Raw genomic sequence first — 15,288 nt, 5'->3', positions numbered from 1 at the left:
AGGTTCATGACCTGCACCGGGGCGCCTCGGCGGGCGATCGTTCCGCGACTCTCCGGGCTCAGAAGAAGCCCAGCTTGTCCTCCGCATAGGAGACGAGCAGGTTCTTCGTCTGCTGGTAGTGGTCGAGCATCATGAGGTGGGTCTCGCGTCCGATGCCCGAGGACTTGTACCCACCGAAGGCCGCGTGCGCCGGATATGCGTGGTAGTTGTTCACCCACACCCGTCCGGCCTGGATGTCACGGCCCGCCCGGTAGGCGACATTCCCGTTGCGGCTCCACACACCCGCCCCGAGGCCGTACAGGGTGTCGTTCGCGGTCCTCATCGCGTCGGCGTAGTCACTGAAGGTCGTGACAGTGACGACGGGACCGAAGATCTCCTCCTGGAAGATCCGCATCGAGTTGTCGCCCTTGAAGATCGTCGGCTGCACGTAGTAGCCCCCGGCCAGGTCCCCGGACATCTCCGCAGGTCCCCCGCCGGTGAGCACCTGCGCGCCCTCCTGCCTCCCGATGTCCAGGTACGACATGATCTTCTCGAACTGGTCGTTCGAGGCCTGCGCGCCCACCTGGGTGTCCGTGTCGAGCGGGTTGCCCTGGACGATCGAGTTCGTCCGGGCGACCACCCTCTCGAGGAACTCGTCGGCGATCGATTCCTGCAGCAGCGCCCGCGAGGGGCAGGTGCAGACCTCGCCCTGGTTGAGCGCGAAGAGCGTGAAGCCCTCCTCCGCCTTGTCGCGGAAGGCGTCATCGGCGGCCATCACGTCCTCGAAGAAGATGTTCGGACTCTTGCCGCCGAGCTCCAGGGTGATGGGAATGAGGTTCTCCGAGGCGTACTGCATGATGAGGCGCCCGGTCGTCGTCTCGCCGGTGAAGGCGATCTTGCGGATCCGCTTGTTCGAGGCCAGCGGCTTGCCGGCCTCCAACCCGAACCCGTTGACGATGTTGAGGACACCGGGCGGCAACAGGTCGCCGAAGAGCTCGACGAGCACGAGGATCGACGAGGGTGTCTGCTCCGCGGGTTTGAGGACGACCGCGTTGCCGACGGCGAGCGCCGGGGCGAGCTTCCAGACGGCCATGAGGATGGGGAAGTTCCACGGGATGATCTGCCCGACCACACCGAGTGGCTCGTGGTAGTGGTAGGCGACCGTGTCCTCGTCGATCTGCGAGAGGCGGCCCTCCTGCGCCCGGATCGCACCCGCGTAGTACCGGAAGTGGTCGATGGCCAACGGGATGTCCGCAGCCAGGCACTCCCGGATCGGTTTGCCGTTCTCCCAGCTCTCCGCGACGGCGAGTTTCTCGAGGTTCTGTTCCATCCGGTCGGCGATCCGATTGAGGATCCCCGCGCGTTCCGCCGGCGAGGTCTTCCCCCAGGCCGGCGCGGCCGCGTGCGCGGCGTCGAGTGCGAGTTCGATGTCCTCGCCGGTGCCCCTGGCCACCTCGGTGAAGATCTGCCCGGTCACGGGTGTGGGGTTGGCGAAGTACTGGCCCTTGACCGGCTTGGTCCACTCCCCGCCGATGAAGTTCTCGTACCGGTCGGCAAAGGTGTGCAGGGACCCCTCGGTCCCCGGCTGTGCGAATACAGGCATGGTTCCTCCTCGAACGTCCTGGTCCGTCCCCGTCGACGCCCTTGTCGACGGTGCGTGCTCAGGAACCTAGCGCGCGCACCGTTGCACGCAGGTTGCAGCCCGTTTCTGCCTTGATGCTCTCAGGCCGCGGAGTCCTCCAGGGCCTCCAGTCGGAGCACCACCTCGGCGCGGACCGGGGAGTCACAGGGGGCGGCGCGGAGCACCTCGGTCAGCACCCGCTCGTCCTCGGCCGCTTCCGACAGCTGCGCGAAGGCCCACATCTGCTCCCAGGTGCCGTGCTCGAGGACGACCTCCCGCACGTGCGCGTGGAGCCGGTCACGCAGACGGACGATCCCGGGCGCCTCGGAGTCGGGCAGCACGTGGCCGGCGTACACCTCGAGGACCGCTGCCACGTCCCCGGCGGCGAGTGCCCGGCGCACCGCGTGCACGTCGCCGTCCAGGCGCCCCTCCAGCCGGTAGGGCCGGGATGCCAGGGTGACGGACGCCCCGTCCTCCCCGAACGCACCGACGAGTGCCTTCCGCACCCGCACGAGCTCCGCACGCACCGTCCCGTCGGCACCGGCCGTCCCGTGCAGGTCCTCGGCGAGTTCCGCCGCGCTCACCCCGCTCGGGTGCTCCTGCAGGAGGACCAACAGCTCCGCATGCCGGTTGCTGAGCTCCCGGCGCACGCCCGCGTGCACGAGGGCCGGGTGCCGACGGCCCGTCACCGCCAACCACGCCGCCGAGGCGCCCTGCCCCGGGTGCCGACCTCCGTCCCGCAGCCGGCGGAGTTCGTCGTGGACCTCCCGGGCCGTCGACTCCAGCAGCGGGAGAACGAGGGGTGCCACGGCGTCGGTGTCGCCGGTGATGTCGATGACGCCGAGGGTGTTCCCCGTGACGGGGTCCGTCACGGGGACCGCGCTGCAGCTCCAGGGATGGACCGCCTCGGCGAAGTGTTCGGCCCCGACAACCTGGGTGGAGCGCCGAGTGGCGAGGGCGAGCGCCGGCGCCGAGGTGCCCATCGAGGCCTCCGACCAGTCGGCACCGGGCAGGAACCCCATGGACTCCGCCCGGGAGCGGACGGGGACGGTGCCCTCGACCCACAGGAGCCGGCCGCGGGCGTCACCGAGCGCGACGAGCAGGCCCGCGTCGGAGGCCGGTTCGACGAGCCGGGTGCGCAGCAGGGGCAGCACCTGGTGGAAGGCGTGCGCGAGCCGGGCGTCGCGCAGGGAGTCCTCGTCGAGGACGTCCTCGGGTGCGCGCGGACCGGCCGGATCGGTGTGGAGACTCTCCAGACTCCGCCGCCACGAGGCCCACACGTCGGGGCGGACGGTGAGGGTCCGGGTGCCCGCAGGGCAGGGCGCCTCGGCGGCGGTGTGCACGTGGGTGTGCAGATCGGAGCGTGCGCGGAGGACCGCACGTTGGTACTCGTCCGCGGTGGGGGCCGGCCACGGGGACGCGTGCGGCATCAGGACTCCATGAGGCGGGACCGGATGAGGAACCGCTTGCCCTCGGGCGCCTCGACCGAGAACCCGGAGCCACGACCGTCGACGACGTCGAGCGTGAGGTGCGTGTGTTTCCAGTACTCGAACTGTTCGCGGCTCATCCAGAAGGCGATCTCACGGTCCGCAGGCGTCTCCCCGGCGGTGCCCTCGGGGTCCTCCGGCAGTTCGAAGGTGCCGAGCAGGACGTCGGAGTCCCCGGTGCGGAACTCGCCGGCCGGGTAGCACATGGGCGAGGACCCGTCACAGCACCCACCGGACTGGTGGAACATGAGCGGTCCGTGGATGCGTCTCAGCCGGGTGAGCAGGTCGAGGGCGGACGCGGTCATCGCGACCCGGGACGTGTCCTCCCCGGGGATCTCCGGCCGGGCGTCGAGCACCGGTGCGGGCATGACGGATTCGTCGATCGTGTTCGTCACGGTCTCCACTCCCTTGTAGCGACGTGCGAATCGGGTCCTCTGACGGTAACCGCCCACCCGCGCCCCGGCAAGGGGTGGGCACCGGCGGACAACCCGTCCGCACCCGCCGGGGACGACGGCCGGGTCAGACTCCCGGCAGGACGAGGGTGAGCGCGTGGATGACGACGCCCACGAGCGCGCCGATGACGGTGCCGTTGATGCGGATGTACTGGAGGTCCTTGCCGACGTACAGCTCGATCCGCTCGCTCGCCTCCTTCGCGTCCCACCCCGCGATGGTGTCGGAGATGACGCTCGCGAACTCGTCGCCGAAGGACTCGACGAGGTCGCCGGCGGTCGTCGCGAGGCGGGCGTCGACGGTCGCCTGGAACTCCGCGTCGGTCGTGGCCCGCTCGGCGAGCCCGGCGAGCATCTGCCGGATCCGCACGTGGACCTCCCCCTCGGTGTCGACGACCGCCGAGCGCAGGAGCCGTCGGAGCGACACCCACGCGTCGAGGACGGCATGGACGACGCCCTCCTGCTGGAGGAGCTCGTCGAGGACCACCTCCGCGCGTTCCGCGACCGAGGTGCCCTCCTCACCGAGCTGATCGGCGAGTTCCAGCAACCACTGGTCGAGCGCCTGCCGCGCCTTGTGGTCGCGGTCGTTGTGCAGGTCCGCGACCCAGGTGAGCACCTCGCGCTGGAGGCGGCCGGCGACCGAACCGTGGATGAAGCTCGGCACCCATTCGGGGGTCTTCTGTTGGACGAGGCCCTCGATCACCTGCGGGTTGTTCGCGAGCCAGGTGTACGCCTCACCGAGGACGAGGTCGACGAGGCGGCGGTGGGCCCCGTCCTGCACGATCTCCCGCAGCAGCCGGCCGAGCACGGGCGCCTTGTGGAGGTCGACGAGCTTGGGCACGAGGACCTTGCGCGTGAGTGCCTCGACGGAGTCGTCGTCGACCCGGGCGAGCACGTACTCGAGGCCCTGCCCCGCGCGCGCCACGAGGACCGCCTGGTTCCCCGGTTGCGCGAGCCACTCTCCGGCCCGCTTCGTCACCCCGGCCCGGAGGATCTTCGGCGCGACGGTGTGCGACTTGAGGAAGTTCGCGGCGACGAACCCGGAGAGGCTCGCCCCGAGGGCGTCCTTCTTGCGCGGGATGATCGCGGTGTGCGGGATCGGCAGACCGAGCGGGTGCCGGAACAGCGCGGTCACCGCGAACCAGTCGGCGATCGCTCCGATCATCGCCGCCTCGGACCCGCGCGCGACGAAGCCCCAGATGCCGGTGAGATCGGTGAGGAGGTGGGTGAGGAGGAAGATCACCGCGGCGAGGCAGAGCAACCCTGTCGCGAGCAGGCGCATCCGCCGCAGGGCCCGTGCCCGTTCGAGGTCGTCCGGTCCGGGCGGTGCTGCGGGACCGCGAACGCCGGTGGGACCTGCCGTGCCGGCGACTGCGACGGAGGACGGAGTGGAGGTGGACGCAGAGGGGCTCATGACGCCATTGTGCCAACACCCGGCGGGAAGCACCTGCGGGCGGGCGGTGAATGCACTCCGCCCCCGGCCCGTACTCCGGGCCGGGGGCGGACAGTGCCACGAGAAGGCGATCAGGCCTTCGCGATGACCTCGAACTTCGCGTTCGCGGTGATCTCGTCGTGCACGCGGACCGTGGCGGTGTACGCACCGGCGGTCTTCACGTGGGAGCCGAGAGCCACCTGACGGCGGTCGAACTCGGTGCCTGCGACCGACGCGAGGGCCTCGGCCACGAGAGCCGGGGTCACGGCGCCGAACAGACGGCCGTTCTTGCCGGCCTTCATGTCGATGCGGGCGGTCGCCGACTCGAGCTTCGCCTTGAGGGCGAGAGCCTCGTCGCGGTCCGCGATCTGGCGCGAACGACGAGCCTTGCGCAGGGCGTCGATCTGCTTCTCCGCACCGGGGGTCCAGGCCGAGGCCCAGCCGCGGGGGAGGAGGAGGTTACGTGCGTAACCGGCCTTCACCTCGACGACGTCACCGGCTGCACCGAGTCCGTCGACTTCCTGGTTGAGGATGATCTTCTTGGTAGCCATGATGAAATCCCCCTCCGATCAGCGAGACGAGCTCGAGTAGGGGAGAAGAGCCATTTCGCGGGCGTTCTTGACGGCCTTCGCGATGAGGCGCTGCTCCTGGACGGTCACACCGGTGACGCGGCGAGCACGGATCTTGCCACGGTCGGAGATGAACTTCCGCAGGGCTGCGGTGTCCTTGTAGTTGATGTTGGCGATCTCGCCCGGCTTGAGCGGGTTCGCCTTCTTCTTGATGGGCTTCCGGATCTCCGGCTTCGCCATGGGTGTACTCCTGTCAGGAAAAATCGTGTGTGAGCGTGCGCCGCGGCCTCACGGTGGGCGGAATCCTCCGCCGTCGCCGAGGCGGTGGCGCGGCACCGATCAGAACGGTGGTTCGTCGTCGGTCGGGTTGCCCCAACCGCCACCGCTCTGCGGGTTCGACGCCGCCCAGGGGTCGTCCTGTGCGGGTGCCGGCTGCTGGGCGGGACGGTTGAAACCGCCGCCCTGGCCCTGCTGGCCCCCGCCGTAGCCGCCGCCGGCGTTGGGGTTCTGGCCCCAACCACCGCCGGCCGCGGCAGCCCCGCCCGCGGCCTGACCGCCGAAGCCGCCACCCTGGGGTGCGCCGCCTCCGCGGTTGAAACCGCCGCCGGACTGCTGGCCGCCGCCGAAGCCACCGCTGCGCTCATTGCGCGTGACGTTGGCCGTGGCGTACCTCAGCGACGGACCGATCTCGTCCACGTCGAGTTCGAACACCGTGCGGCGTTCGCCCTCCTTCGTGTCGAAGGTCCGCGACTTCAGTCGGCCCTGGACGATCACCCGGGAACCGCGCTGGAGGGACTCCGCGACGTTCTCGGCCATCTCGCGCCAGGCGTTGCAACGGAGGAACATGGTCTCCCCGTCCTTGAATTCCTGGGACTGACGGTCGAACGTACGCGGGGTGGAAGCCACCGTGAAGTTGGCGACGGCCGCACCGTTGGGGGTGAACCGGAGTTCGGGATCAGCGGTGATGTTGCCGATCACAGTGATGATGGTCTCGCCTGCCATGGTGCCTCCTCGTGCGCAGTGGGTTCAGTGATTACTTGGCGTCGGCGCGCAGGAACTTGGAGCGCAGCACGGACTCGTTGATTCCGAGCTGGCGTTCGAGTTCCTTGGTCGTGGCCGGAACGGCGTGGAGATCGATGACCACGTAGTAGCCCTCGGCCTTCTTCTGGATCTCGTACGCGAAGCGGCGACGACCCCAGATGTCCACGTTGTCCACGGTTCCGCCATCGGCGGGGACGACCTTGATCAGATTTTCGACAGTGGTGCCCAGGGAACGCTCGTCGAGTTCCGGGTCGAGAATGAGCATGAGCTCGTAGTGACGCACTGGTGACCCACCTCCTCTGGTCTCATGCGGCCACGGTCTTTCCGTGGCAGGAGGGACTTATGCATCCGTCGTGCCTCCACCGGGAAGCGGATTGCTCACGGAGGCGGCACAGACTTCACCAGTGTAGTCGCCGCACCCACTCCTGACCAGCCGGAGCGGGCCGCTGCGTCGACCCGTCCTGTGATGTGTCCGTCTCTGCCAAGAGATTCGCCCGGGTCGATCGATTCGCTTGCGATCTCACGAAACGGAAACGGAATCGGTTTCCCTCCGCGAATCCGTTGGCGCGGGCCCCGGACCCACCGGCCCCGGACCCACCGGCCCCAGGCCCGCCGTGAGCACGCGCCGAAGCAACCCCTCACCGGCGGCCACGACGACGACCAGCACGGCGAGCAGGCGCAGCATCGTGAAGAACACGAGCCACGGGTTCGACAGCCCGGTCCCGGCGTCCGCCGCATTCGCGTCCGCGAGGTTGACCGCGAGGAACAGTCCGAGCTCGGAGAGCATCCACGCACCGTGGACCCACATGCGGTGGACCGCGAGCACGGCGAACGGCAGCAGCCACAACGCACTCGTCACGGGTGCCGCCGGGAGCACGAGCAGTGCCGTCCCGAGGAACACGGTGACGAGCACCGCGAGGTCGTGCGGCGCCTCGGCGGTCCCGAGGCCTCGTCCCCGGTTCCCGCGCGACGCCCCGACGAGCATCCGGAGTGCGGCGACCGCCACGACCGCGAGGAGGACGCCGAGGCCGACGGCGACGGCCGTCCGGGCGAGCCGGACGGGGTCCGTGTCCGGGAGCGTGGCGACGACCGAGGCGAAGGAGCCGCGATCGACCGGTTCGGCCCACCACGCGCGGAGCCGGGACACGACCCGCCCGTCGGCGAGCACGCACACACCCGCGGCGATCGCGAGGGACCCGAGGAGGACCGGGAGGTCGCGGCCGGTGCCCCGGCGCACCATGACGAGGACGAGGCCCGCGACGACGAGGGCCGCGAGCGGGTTCACGAAGAGCCCGACGGCGAGCAACACCCCGGCCCCGACGAGGCGCCCGGTGGTCGTCCGACCGAGCGGTTCCCGCGGGTCGACGAGGACGAGCGCCCACAGGGCGGCGGCGACCCCGACCGTGTCGAGCGACTGTCCGATCGACAGGAACACGACGGGTGAGACGAACGCGAGCGGCAACCACGGGCGGCCGGAGCGACCGGCAAGCACCCACAGGGCGATACCGAGCACCGCCACCGCGAGCACCGAGAACAGGACGAGGAAGGCCATCGCGGCCGCGGGATCGTCCGCGGACACGGACCGACCGAGCGCCACCGCCCACGCCGTGACGGGGGAGAAGCCGGCGAGGTCACCCGGGGCGCGCCCCGCGGCGTCCGGGAAGCCTAGCCCCGACAGCGCCCCGGCCATCGGCGAGGCGCACTGCCGGAAGGACGAGCGGGGGAAGTCCCAGCCGTGGTGGAAGCACGGTGCCTGGAGAAGCACACCGGCGAGCGCGTTCACTCCGAGGAGGAGGAACACGCCCGCCGCGCCGGCCCGCCGGAATCGCCGATCGGCGGGGCCTTGGTGGGTGCCCTCCGGTCCGCCCAACAGCGGTCCGGCGAGGGCCTGGGGAGTGATCTGCCGCATGCGCCTCACACTACGACAGCGTCGCCGGCCTCATGCACAGATCCGGGTGCACCGGCTCAACCGCGTCCGGTGGGTCCGGTCAACCGGCGGTTGTCCGCGGTGGCACCGCCCGGAGCGACGAGGCCACCACCGTCCGAGTCACCGGAGCCGCCCGCACCGGAATCGCCGCCACCGCCGGAGTCACCGCCTCCCGTTCCGCCGGAGTCGCCTCCGCCACCGGAGCCTCCTCCGTCGGAGTCACCGGCGCCGGGACGACCGGTGTTCCCGGTGTCCGGCTGCGGTGCCTGCTGCGAGGGCTGCGGTGCCGGCTGTTCCTCGACCGGTGCGCTCGGCTCGGGTGCCGCAGTCTCCTCGGGAGCGGGTGCCTCGGTCTCCTCCGGCGCCTCGGTCTCCTCGGGAGCCTGGGTCTCCTCCGGTTCCTCCTCGGGCGCCGGTGCGGGCTTCGGCTTCGGGGCCGACTGCTGCGGGACGCCCGAGTCGTTGTCCGGCTTCTCGACGTCCGGGAGCTCACCGCGTTCGGGGAAGTCGAGTTCCTCCTCGCCCTCGAGTGCGCCCTCCATGAAGTCGGTCCACACCTGGACCGGGAAGGAGCCACCCGTGACCTCGGAACGGCCGCCGTAGGAGCCGATCTGCGTCGGGTTGCCCTCCTCGTCCTCACGGTAGATGGCGATCGCCGCGGCGAGGTTCGGGGTGTATCCGTCGAACCATGCGGAGTAGTTGTCGGAGGACGTACCGGTCTTGCCGGCCGCGGGACGACCGAGGTTCTGGGCGTAGGACCCCGAACCGCTCGTGACGACGTGCTCGAGGGCGTACGTGGTCTCCGCCATCACCGCCTCGTCGAACCGGCGTTCGCCCTCGGTGTCCGGTTCGTAGACCGTCGTGCCCTCGCTGTCGACGGCCGTCTGCACCGAGTGCGGGGCCCGGTAGATGCCGTTCGCCGCGAAGGTCGTGTAGGCACTCGCCATGTCGAGGACACGGGGGCTCGCGGTACCGAGCACGTTCGAGGCGTAGGGCTCCATCCCGGCGGTGTCCTCCGGGAGGCCCGCACGGGTCGCGACGTCGAGCGTCTTGTCCGGACCGACCTCGATGTTGAGCTGCGCGTATGCGGTGTTGATCGAGCTCTGCGTGGCCTTGAGGAGCGACACCGGCCCGTAGCTCGAACCACCGAAGTTGCGGACGGTCCACGGTTCGCTGCCGTCGATCGCGAGAGTGGTGCCGTTCGTCCCGGTGAAGTAGTCGGTGAGGCGGTATCCGTTCTCCAGGCCCGCCACGAGCGTGAACGGCTTGAACGTCGAACCGGCCTGTGCGATGTCCTGGGTGGCGGCGTTGCGCTGCCGTTCGAGGTAGTCGTGACCGCCGTACATCGCCTGGATGCCACCGGTCTCCGGGTCGATCGCGACGAGACCGACGTGCATGCCGTCCTTGAGCTCCGGGAGGTCCTCGACGGCCTCGACCGCCGCATCCATGTCGTCCTGGTCGAAGGTCGTCGTCACCTTCAGGCCGCCACGGTAAAGCTGGGCATCGGTGACGCCGTTGCTCAGCAGTTCCTCGCGCACGGTCTCCAGCAGATAACCGTTGACCCCCTCGTACTGGTTCGAGGCCGGGTCCGCGAACTCGGTCGGCATCTCGGTGGCGTCGCGTTCCTCCTGCGTGAGATACCCGAGGTCGACCATGCCGTCGAGGATGTAGTCGAACCGGGCCTGGTACGTCTCCGGTTCCGCCGCGGCATCGGCCGCACCGGGCCGCTGGATGATCGCGGCGAGGAGCGCGCTCTCGGACACGTCGAGTTCGGACGCGCTCTTGCCGTAGTAGTTCTGGGCCGCGACCTCGATGCCGTAGCTCTGCCGGCCGAGGAAGATCGTATTGAGGTAGTTCGCGAGGATCTCGTCCTTCTCGAGCTCCTGGTCGATCTTGATCGCGATGAACATCTCCTTGATCTTGCGCTCGAGGGAGCGCTCGTTCGTGAGGTACATGTTCTTCACGTACTGCTGGGTGATCGTCGACCCACCACCGGCGTAGTCGTTCGTCACGACACCGACGGCGGCACGGGTGAGTCCCTTGAAGGAGATGCCGCGGTTCTCGTAGAAGCTGCGGTCCTCCGCGGCGATCGCCGCCTGGCGCATGGGCATCGAGATCTCCTCGATCGGCACACTGCGGCGGTCCTCGTTCGCGAATTCGCCGAGTTCCGTCTCCCCGTCGTTCCAGTAGACGGTCGTCGTCTCACCGGTCGCCTCGACGTTCGGCTCCGGGATGTCCGTCATCGCGTAACCGACGGCGAATCCGCCGATCCCGAGTGCGAGCACACCGAGCACACCGACGACCCACATGCGCAGCGACGGCAGCCAGCGGGTCCAGCCGCCCACGCCCGCTCGCGGGTAGTTGAGCAGGTTCTTCGTGGTGCTCGCGCCGCCGGCAGCGGCCGCTCGGCGGCCGCCCGTCGGGTTCTTCGCCCGGCGTGGCGTGGGCGATTTCGACGAACTCGTAGGCACGGGTCCCCCAGTCTGATCGAGAAGATGGTCGTTTCAACGATTCCACCACTCATTGGGAAGTCAATGAGGAAACCCGTGATTGTGTCCGGATCAACAGGGCGAACGCCGGGACCCCGGGGTACCTCCCCGGGTCCGCACGGCCCATTCTCACGGCCCATTCGCTGGGCCCTGTCGCTCGGCCGGTTCGTGTGCGGCCCTGTCCGCTCAGCCCTTGAGCGCCGGGAAGTCCGAGTCCGCCCATTCGCGGGCGTCGGCGGGCGCCTCGGCGAAGTCCCCGTGGAGGAGTTCCTCCCGGTTCCGCAGCTCGACGCGGCGGATCTTCCCGGAGATCGTCTTCGGCAGTTCGGTGAACTCGATCAGGCGAATCCGCTTGTAGGGCGCGAGGTGCTCCCGGCAGAAGCCCAGGATGTTCTCGGCAGTGGCCGCGTTCGGCTCCCACCCGGCGGCGAGGACGACGTACGCCTTCGGCACCGCGAGGCGCACCGGGTCCGGGGACGGCACGACGGCGGCCTCCGCGACGGCCTCGTGCTCGATGAGGACGCTCTCGAGTTCGAACGGGGACAGCCGGTAGTCACTCGCCTTGAACACGTCGTCGGCCCGACCGATGTAGAAGTAGTACCCGTCCTCGTCCCGACCGGCGACGTCACCGGTGTGGTAGACGCCGTCGTGGAACACCTCGGCGGTCTTCGCCTCGTCCCCCCAGTAGCCGGTCATGAGACCGACGGGACGCGGATCGACCTGGAGGCAGATCTCCCCCTCGGTGCCGATCTCCCCGGTCGCCGGGTCCCGCAGGACGACCTCGTACCCCGGCAGCGGCTTCCCCATCGACCCGGCCTTCACCGGCATCCCGGGCGGGTTGCCGATCTGCAGGGTGCTCTCGGTCTGACCGAAGCCGTCGCGGATGGACACGCCCCAGGACCGCTCGACCTGATCGATGACCTCGGGGTTGAGCGGTTCACCGGCCCCGAGCGCCTTCTTCGGCGGGTTCTCCAGGAGGGTGAGGTCCGCCTGGATGAGCATCCTCCACACGGTCGGCGGAGCGCAGAAGCTCGTGACGCCCACCCGGTCCATCGTCGACATGAGGGCGGGGGCGTCGAAGCGCGTGTAGTTGTAGAGGAACACGCAGGCCTCGGCGATCCACGGGGTGAAGATGTTCGACCACGCGTGCTTCGCCCACCCGGGCGAGGCGACGTTGAGGTGGACGTCACCGGGCTCGAGGCCCATCCAGAACATCGTCGAGAGGTGCCCCACCGGATACGAGGTGTGGGTGTGGGCGACCATCTTCGCCTTCGAGGTGGTTCCCGAGGTGAAGTAGAGGAGGAGCAGGTCGTCGGCGCCCGTCGGCCCGTCGGCCGTGAACTCCACCGGGAAATCCGCCGCCGAGGCGTACGCGAGGTCCTGCTCCCGTGCCGGCTCCCCGCCGACGATCACGCGGGTGAGGGGGACCGCGACCTCGTCGAACTTCGCGGCGTCGGCGGGACCGGCGACGACGAACTCGGCCTCGCCGCGCTCGGCCCGGTCGGTGAGGTCGATGGGACCGAGCTGGGTCGTGGTCGGCAGGAGCACGGCACCGAGCTTGATGCCGGCGAGCATCGTCTCCCAGAGCTCGACCTGGTTGCCGAGCATCACCATGACGCGACTGCCACGCTTCACCCCCGCGTCCCGGAGCATGTTCGCGACCCGGGAGGACCGTTCGGACAGTTCGCGGTAGCTCCAGATGCCCTCGGTCCCGTCCTGTTCGACGATCCACAGCGCGGGCTTCTCATTGCCCTCGGCGACGACGTCGAACCAGTCGAGGGCGAAGTTGAAGTGCTCGAACCGCGGCCACGCGAACTCGGCCCGCGCGGTGTCGAGGTCGAGCCGGAGCTCGAGCAGACGATCACGGGCGGCGCGGAACTGGTCGGTCACGGTGCTCATGTTCGGCTCCTTCGATGAAACGAGCGGGGGGTCGCGCGTGTTGCGGCCGCGGACGTCCTTGTCGCGGCGGGCGACTACATCGGCACCGTATCAGTCGGGATCGACGGTTCCGGAAACACTTCCGTTTTCGTTCCACCAGTCGAGAAGGATCCGGGTCGCGGTCTCCTCGTCGACCGGTCCGTGCTCCATCCGGTGGTCGAGAAGGAACCGGTACGCCCGTCCCACAGCGGGGCCGGGGGTGATCCCGAGGATCTCCATGATCTGCGAGCCGTCGAGGTCGGGACGGATCGACTCGAGGGCCTCCTTCTCGGCGAGTTCCGCAATCCGGCGCTCGAGGTCCGCGTAGTTCCGGGCGAGACGGTTCGCCTTCCGCTTGTTCCGGGTCGTCACGTCGGAGCGGGTGAGGATGTGGAGGCGCACGATGAGGTCCCCGGCGTCCGTGACGTACCGGCGGACCGCGGAGTCGGTCCAGCCGGCGTCCCCGTAGCCGTAGAACCGGAGGTGGAGTTCGACGAGCCGGGCGACCTTCTTGATCGTGTCCTTGTCGAAGCGGAGCGCGCGCATGCGCTTGGCCGTGAGCTTCGAACCGACGACGTCGTGGTGGTAGAAGGTCACCGCCCCGTTGTCCTCGAACCGGCGGGTCGCGGGTTTCCCGACGTCGTGCATGAGCGCGGCGAACCGGACGACGAAGTCCGGCACCGCGACCTTCTGCGCCTCGGGGATGTCCGCATCGGCGACCGCGGTGGCGTACTCGGCCTCGAGCTCGACGGCCTGGTCGAGCACGGTGAGGGAGTGTTCGTACACGTCCTTGTGGCGGTGGTGTTCGTCCTTCTCGAGGCGCAGTCCGGCCACCTCGGGCAGCACGTGGTCCGCGATCCCGGTGTCGACGAGCGCCTCGATCCCGGCCCGCGGGGCCTTTCCGCACATGAGTTTGACGAACTCGTCGCGCACGCGTTCGGCGGAGATGATCTCGATCCGAGCGGCCATGTCCGTCATCGCGGTGCGCACGGAGTCGTCGAGGGCGAACCCGAGCTGGGAGACGAAGCGGGCGGCCCGCATCATGCGCAGCGGGTCGTCGGAGAAGCTCGACTCGGCCTTCCCGGGCGTGCGGATGAGTCCGGCCTCGAGGTCGGTGAGGCCGCCGAAGGGATCGACGAACACGCGAGCCGGCAGCCGCACGGCCATCGCCCCGATCGTGAAGTCCCGGCGCACGAGGTCCTCGTCGAGCTCGGTGCCGAACGCGACGACCGGCTTGCGGGACGCCTCGTCGTAGGCCTCGGCGCGGTACGTCGTGATCTCGATCTGGTACCCGCGCTTGATCATGCCGATCGTGCCGAACTCCTTGCCGATGTCCCAGTGGGTGTCGGCCCAGCCGGAGACGAGGCGCAGGATGTCGTCCGGGCGTGCATCGGTCGTGAAGTCGAGGTCGGGCATGTCCCGGCCGAGCAGTGCGTCGCGGACGGACCCACCGACGAGCGCGAGCTCGAAACCGGCGTCGGCGAACATCCTCCCCAGGGGTCCGAGGACCGCGTCGAGGCCGTCGAGAGCGGCGGCCAGTCGTGCATGCGCGTGGGCGAGGAACACACGTTCTCCTTCTGATTCCTGCGGACCGTCCCAGGGTACTCGGCTCGCTGTGCCCGGACCCGCCGGTCCACCGGGCACCGACGCCGTGACGGAGCGCGTCACAGCAGCCCACCGGGCGTCTTCCAGGGTTCGCCCGAACCCGGCCTATAGAGTGTTCGACATGTCCAGACCGCTTCCCAAGCCGGGCCCGCTCCCGGTGCGCCACCACACCGTGGAGGAGACCTCCGCCGGTGGCATCGTGGTCGATTTCACGACCCCGGGCCTGGACACCGCACTCATCGCCCGCGTGAACCGGGCCGGCCGCCTCGAGTGGTGCCTGCCGAAGGGCCACCTCGAGGGCGCCGAGACCGCCGCCCAGGCCGCCCGCCGCGAGGTCGCGGAGGAGACCGGGGTCCACGGCGACGTCCTCGCCCCGCTCGGCAGCGTCGACTACTGGTTCTCCGTGTCGGGGCACCGCGTCCACAAGGTCGTACACCACTTCCTCCTGCGCGCGACCGGCGGCACCATCACCGTCGACAACGACCCGGACCAGGAGGCCGTCGACGCCGCCTGGGTCCCCTTCGACGAGCTCTCGACACGCCTGTCCTTCGCGAACGAGCGCCGCATCGTCGCAGCCGCCCGCACCGTCCTCCCCCGATACCTCCCGTGAACCGGACACCTCCCGTGGCACGACCGACCCTGCGCCCCCGCGCACCGCGCACTCTTCTCGCGCTGCCGATCGCGCTCGGCCTCGCCTGCGGCCCGGCCCTCGCACCCCTCGCGGTGCCCGGCGCCCCGGTCGCCCACGCCGCCACCGCCTCCGCCGCCGAGG

Annotated in this window: 13 protein-coding genes; 1 reads left to right on the top strand and 12 read right to left on the bottom strand. The window is 69.7% G+C overall.

Going from position 1 to position 15,288, the window contains the following annotated elements:
- Positions 1-58 precede the first annotated feature (58 nt).
- From exaC to ABD172_RS00760, 12 genes are all read right to left on the bottom strand, one after another.
- The gene (gene exaC / locus ABD172_RS00815) at positions 59-1,582 is read right to left on the bottom strand and encodes an acetaldehyde dehydrogenase ExaC (protein WP_344306015.1); all 1,524 of its coding nucleotides are present in this window, start codon (positions 1,580-1,582) and stop codon (positions 59-61) included.
- 119 nt (positions 1,583-1,701) lie between these two features.
- A complete protein-coding gene (locus ABD172_RS00810) occupies positions 1,702-3,030 on the bottom strand; it encodes a sigma-54-dependent transcriptional regulator family protein (RefSeq protein WP_344306012.1) in 1,329 nt (442 codons plus the stop codon).
- Positions 3,030-3,455 (bottom strand): DUF779 domain-containing protein, encoded by a 426-nt coding sequence (locus ABD172_RS00805; protein ID WP_344306170.1) that lies wholly within the window; start codon positions 3,453-3,455, stop codon positions 3,030-3,032. The genes ABD172_RS00810 and ABD172_RS00805 overlap by 1 nt, the downstream gene beginning before the upstream one ends.
- Before the next feature lie 151 nt (positions 3,456-3,606).
- Positions 3,607-4,950, bottom strand: coding sequence for a DUF445 domain-containing protein (locus ABD172_RS00800; protein ID WP_344306010.1), 1,344 nt, complete (start codon positions 4,948-4,950; stop codon positions 3,607-3,609).
- A gap of 110 nt (positions 4,951-5,060) precedes the next feature.
- Complete coding sequence (gene rplI / locus ABD172_RS00795; protein WP_344306009.1) at positions 5,061-5,519, bottom strand: 50S ribosomal protein L9; 459 nt, start codon at positions 5,517-5,519, stop codon at positions 5,061-5,063.
- 18 nt (positions 5,520-5,537) lie between these two features.
- A complete protein-coding gene (gene rpsR, locus ABD172_RS00790; RefSeq protein ID WP_344306008.1) occupies positions 5,538-5,777 on the bottom strand; it encodes a 30S ribosomal protein S18 in 240 nt (79 codons plus the stop codon).
- 99 nt (positions 5,778-5,876) lie between these two features.
- Entirely contained in the window at positions 5,877-6,539 is a 663-nt protein-coding gene (locus tag ABD172_RS00785) for a single-stranded DNA-binding protein (protein ID WP_344306006.1), read from the bottom strand.
- 31 nt (positions 6,540-6,570) lie between these two features.
- Positions 6,571-6,861: a 30S ribosomal protein S6 gene (rpsF, locus tag ABD172_RS00780; protein WP_344306004.1), complete on the bottom strand. Its 291-nt coding sequence runs from the start codon at positions 6,859-6,861 to the stop codon at positions 6,571-6,573.
- Positions 6,862-7,098: 237 nt separating this feature from the next.
- Positions 7,099-8,487: a hypothetical protein gene (locus ABD172_RS00775; RefSeq protein WP_344306002.1), complete on the bottom strand. Its 1,389-nt coding sequence runs from the start codon at positions 8,485-8,487 to the stop codon at positions 7,099-7,101.
- Positions 8,488-8,543: 56 nt separating this feature from the next.
- Positions 8,544-10,976, bottom strand: a complete 2,433-nt coding sequence (locus ABD172_RS00770) for a transglycosylase domain-containing protein (RefSeq protein WP_344306000.1) — start codon at positions 10,974-10,976, stop codon at positions 8,544-8,546.
- Positions 10,977-11,180: 204 nt separating this feature from the next.
- A complete protein-coding gene (locus ABD172_RS00765; RefSeq protein ID WP_344305999.1) occupies positions 11,181-12,893 on the bottom strand; it encodes an AMP-binding protein in 1,713 nt (570 codons plus the stop codon).
- A gap of 90 nt (positions 12,894-12,983) precedes the next feature.
- On the bottom strand, positions 12,984-14,477 hold the full coding sequence (locus ABD172_RS00760; RefSeq protein ID WP_344305997.1) for a CCA tRNA nucleotidyltransferase: 1,494 nt from the start codon (positions 14,475-14,477) through the stop codon (positions 12,984-12,986).
- A 160-nt stretch (positions 14,478-14,637) separates the two neighbouring features.
- On the opposite strand from ABD172_RS00760, the gene ABD172_RS00755 reads away from it, so the two are divergent.
- Positions 14,638-15,126 (top strand): NUDIX hydrolase, encoded by a 489-nt coding sequence (locus tag ABD172_RS00755; protein ID WP_344305994.1) that lies wholly within the window; start codon positions 14,638-14,640, stop codon positions 15,124-15,126.
- The last annotated feature ends 162 nt before the right edge of the window (positions 15,127-15,288 follow it).

This window comes from Brevibacterium samyangense (genome assembly GCF_039529845.1).
Taxonomy (GTDB): domain Bacteria; phylum Actinomycetota; class Actinomycetes; order Actinomycetales; family Brevibacteriaceae; genus Brevibacterium; species Brevibacterium samyangense.
Note: the sequence above shows the minus strand (reverse complement) of the source record. Positions and strands in the feature narration are given on the sequence as shown.

Excerpts from the sequence above, each read along its gene's own strand:
- exaC (WP_344306015.1), bottom strand. The coding sequence starts at position 1,582 with ATGCCTGTATTCGCACAGCCGGGGACCGAGGGGTCCCTGCACACCTTT.
- ABD172_RS00810 (WP_344306012.1), bottom strand. The coding sequence starts at position 3,030 with ATGCCGCACGCGTCCCCGTGGCCGGCCCCCACCGCGGACGAGTACCAA.
- ABD172_RS00805 (WP_344306170.1), bottom strand. The coding sequence starts at position 3,455 with ATGCCCGCACCGGTGCTCGACGCCCGGCCGGAGATCCCCGGGGAGGAC.
- ABD172_RS00800 (WP_344306010.1), bottom strand. The coding sequence starts at position 4,950 with ATGAGCCCCTCTGCGTCCACCTCCACTCCGTCCTCCGTCGCAGTCGCC.
- rplI (WP_344306009.1), bottom strand. The coding sequence starts at position 5,519 with ATGGCTACCAAGAAGATCATCCTCAACCAGGAAGTCGACGGACTCGGT.
- rpsR (WP_344306008.1), bottom strand. The coding sequence starts at position 5,777 with ATGGCGAAGCCGGAGATCCGGAAGCCCATCAAGAAGAAGGCGAACCCG.
- ABD172_RS00785 (WP_344306006.1), bottom strand. The coding sequence starts at position 6,539 with ATGGCAGGCGAGACCATCATCACTGTGATCGGCAACATCACCGCTGAT.
- ABD172_RS00775 (WP_344306002.1), bottom strand. The coding sequence starts at position 8,487 with ATGCGGCAGATCACTCCCCAGGCCCTCGCCGGACCGCTGTTGGGCGGA.
- ABD172_RS00765 (WP_344305999.1), bottom strand. The coding sequence starts at position 12,893 with ATGAGCACCGTGACCGACCAGTTCCGCGCCGCCCGTGATCGTCTGCTC.
- ABD172_RS00755 (WP_344305994.1), top strand. The coding sequence starts at position 14,638 with ATGTCCAGACCGCTTCCCAAGCCGGGCCCGCTCCCGGTGCGCCACCAC.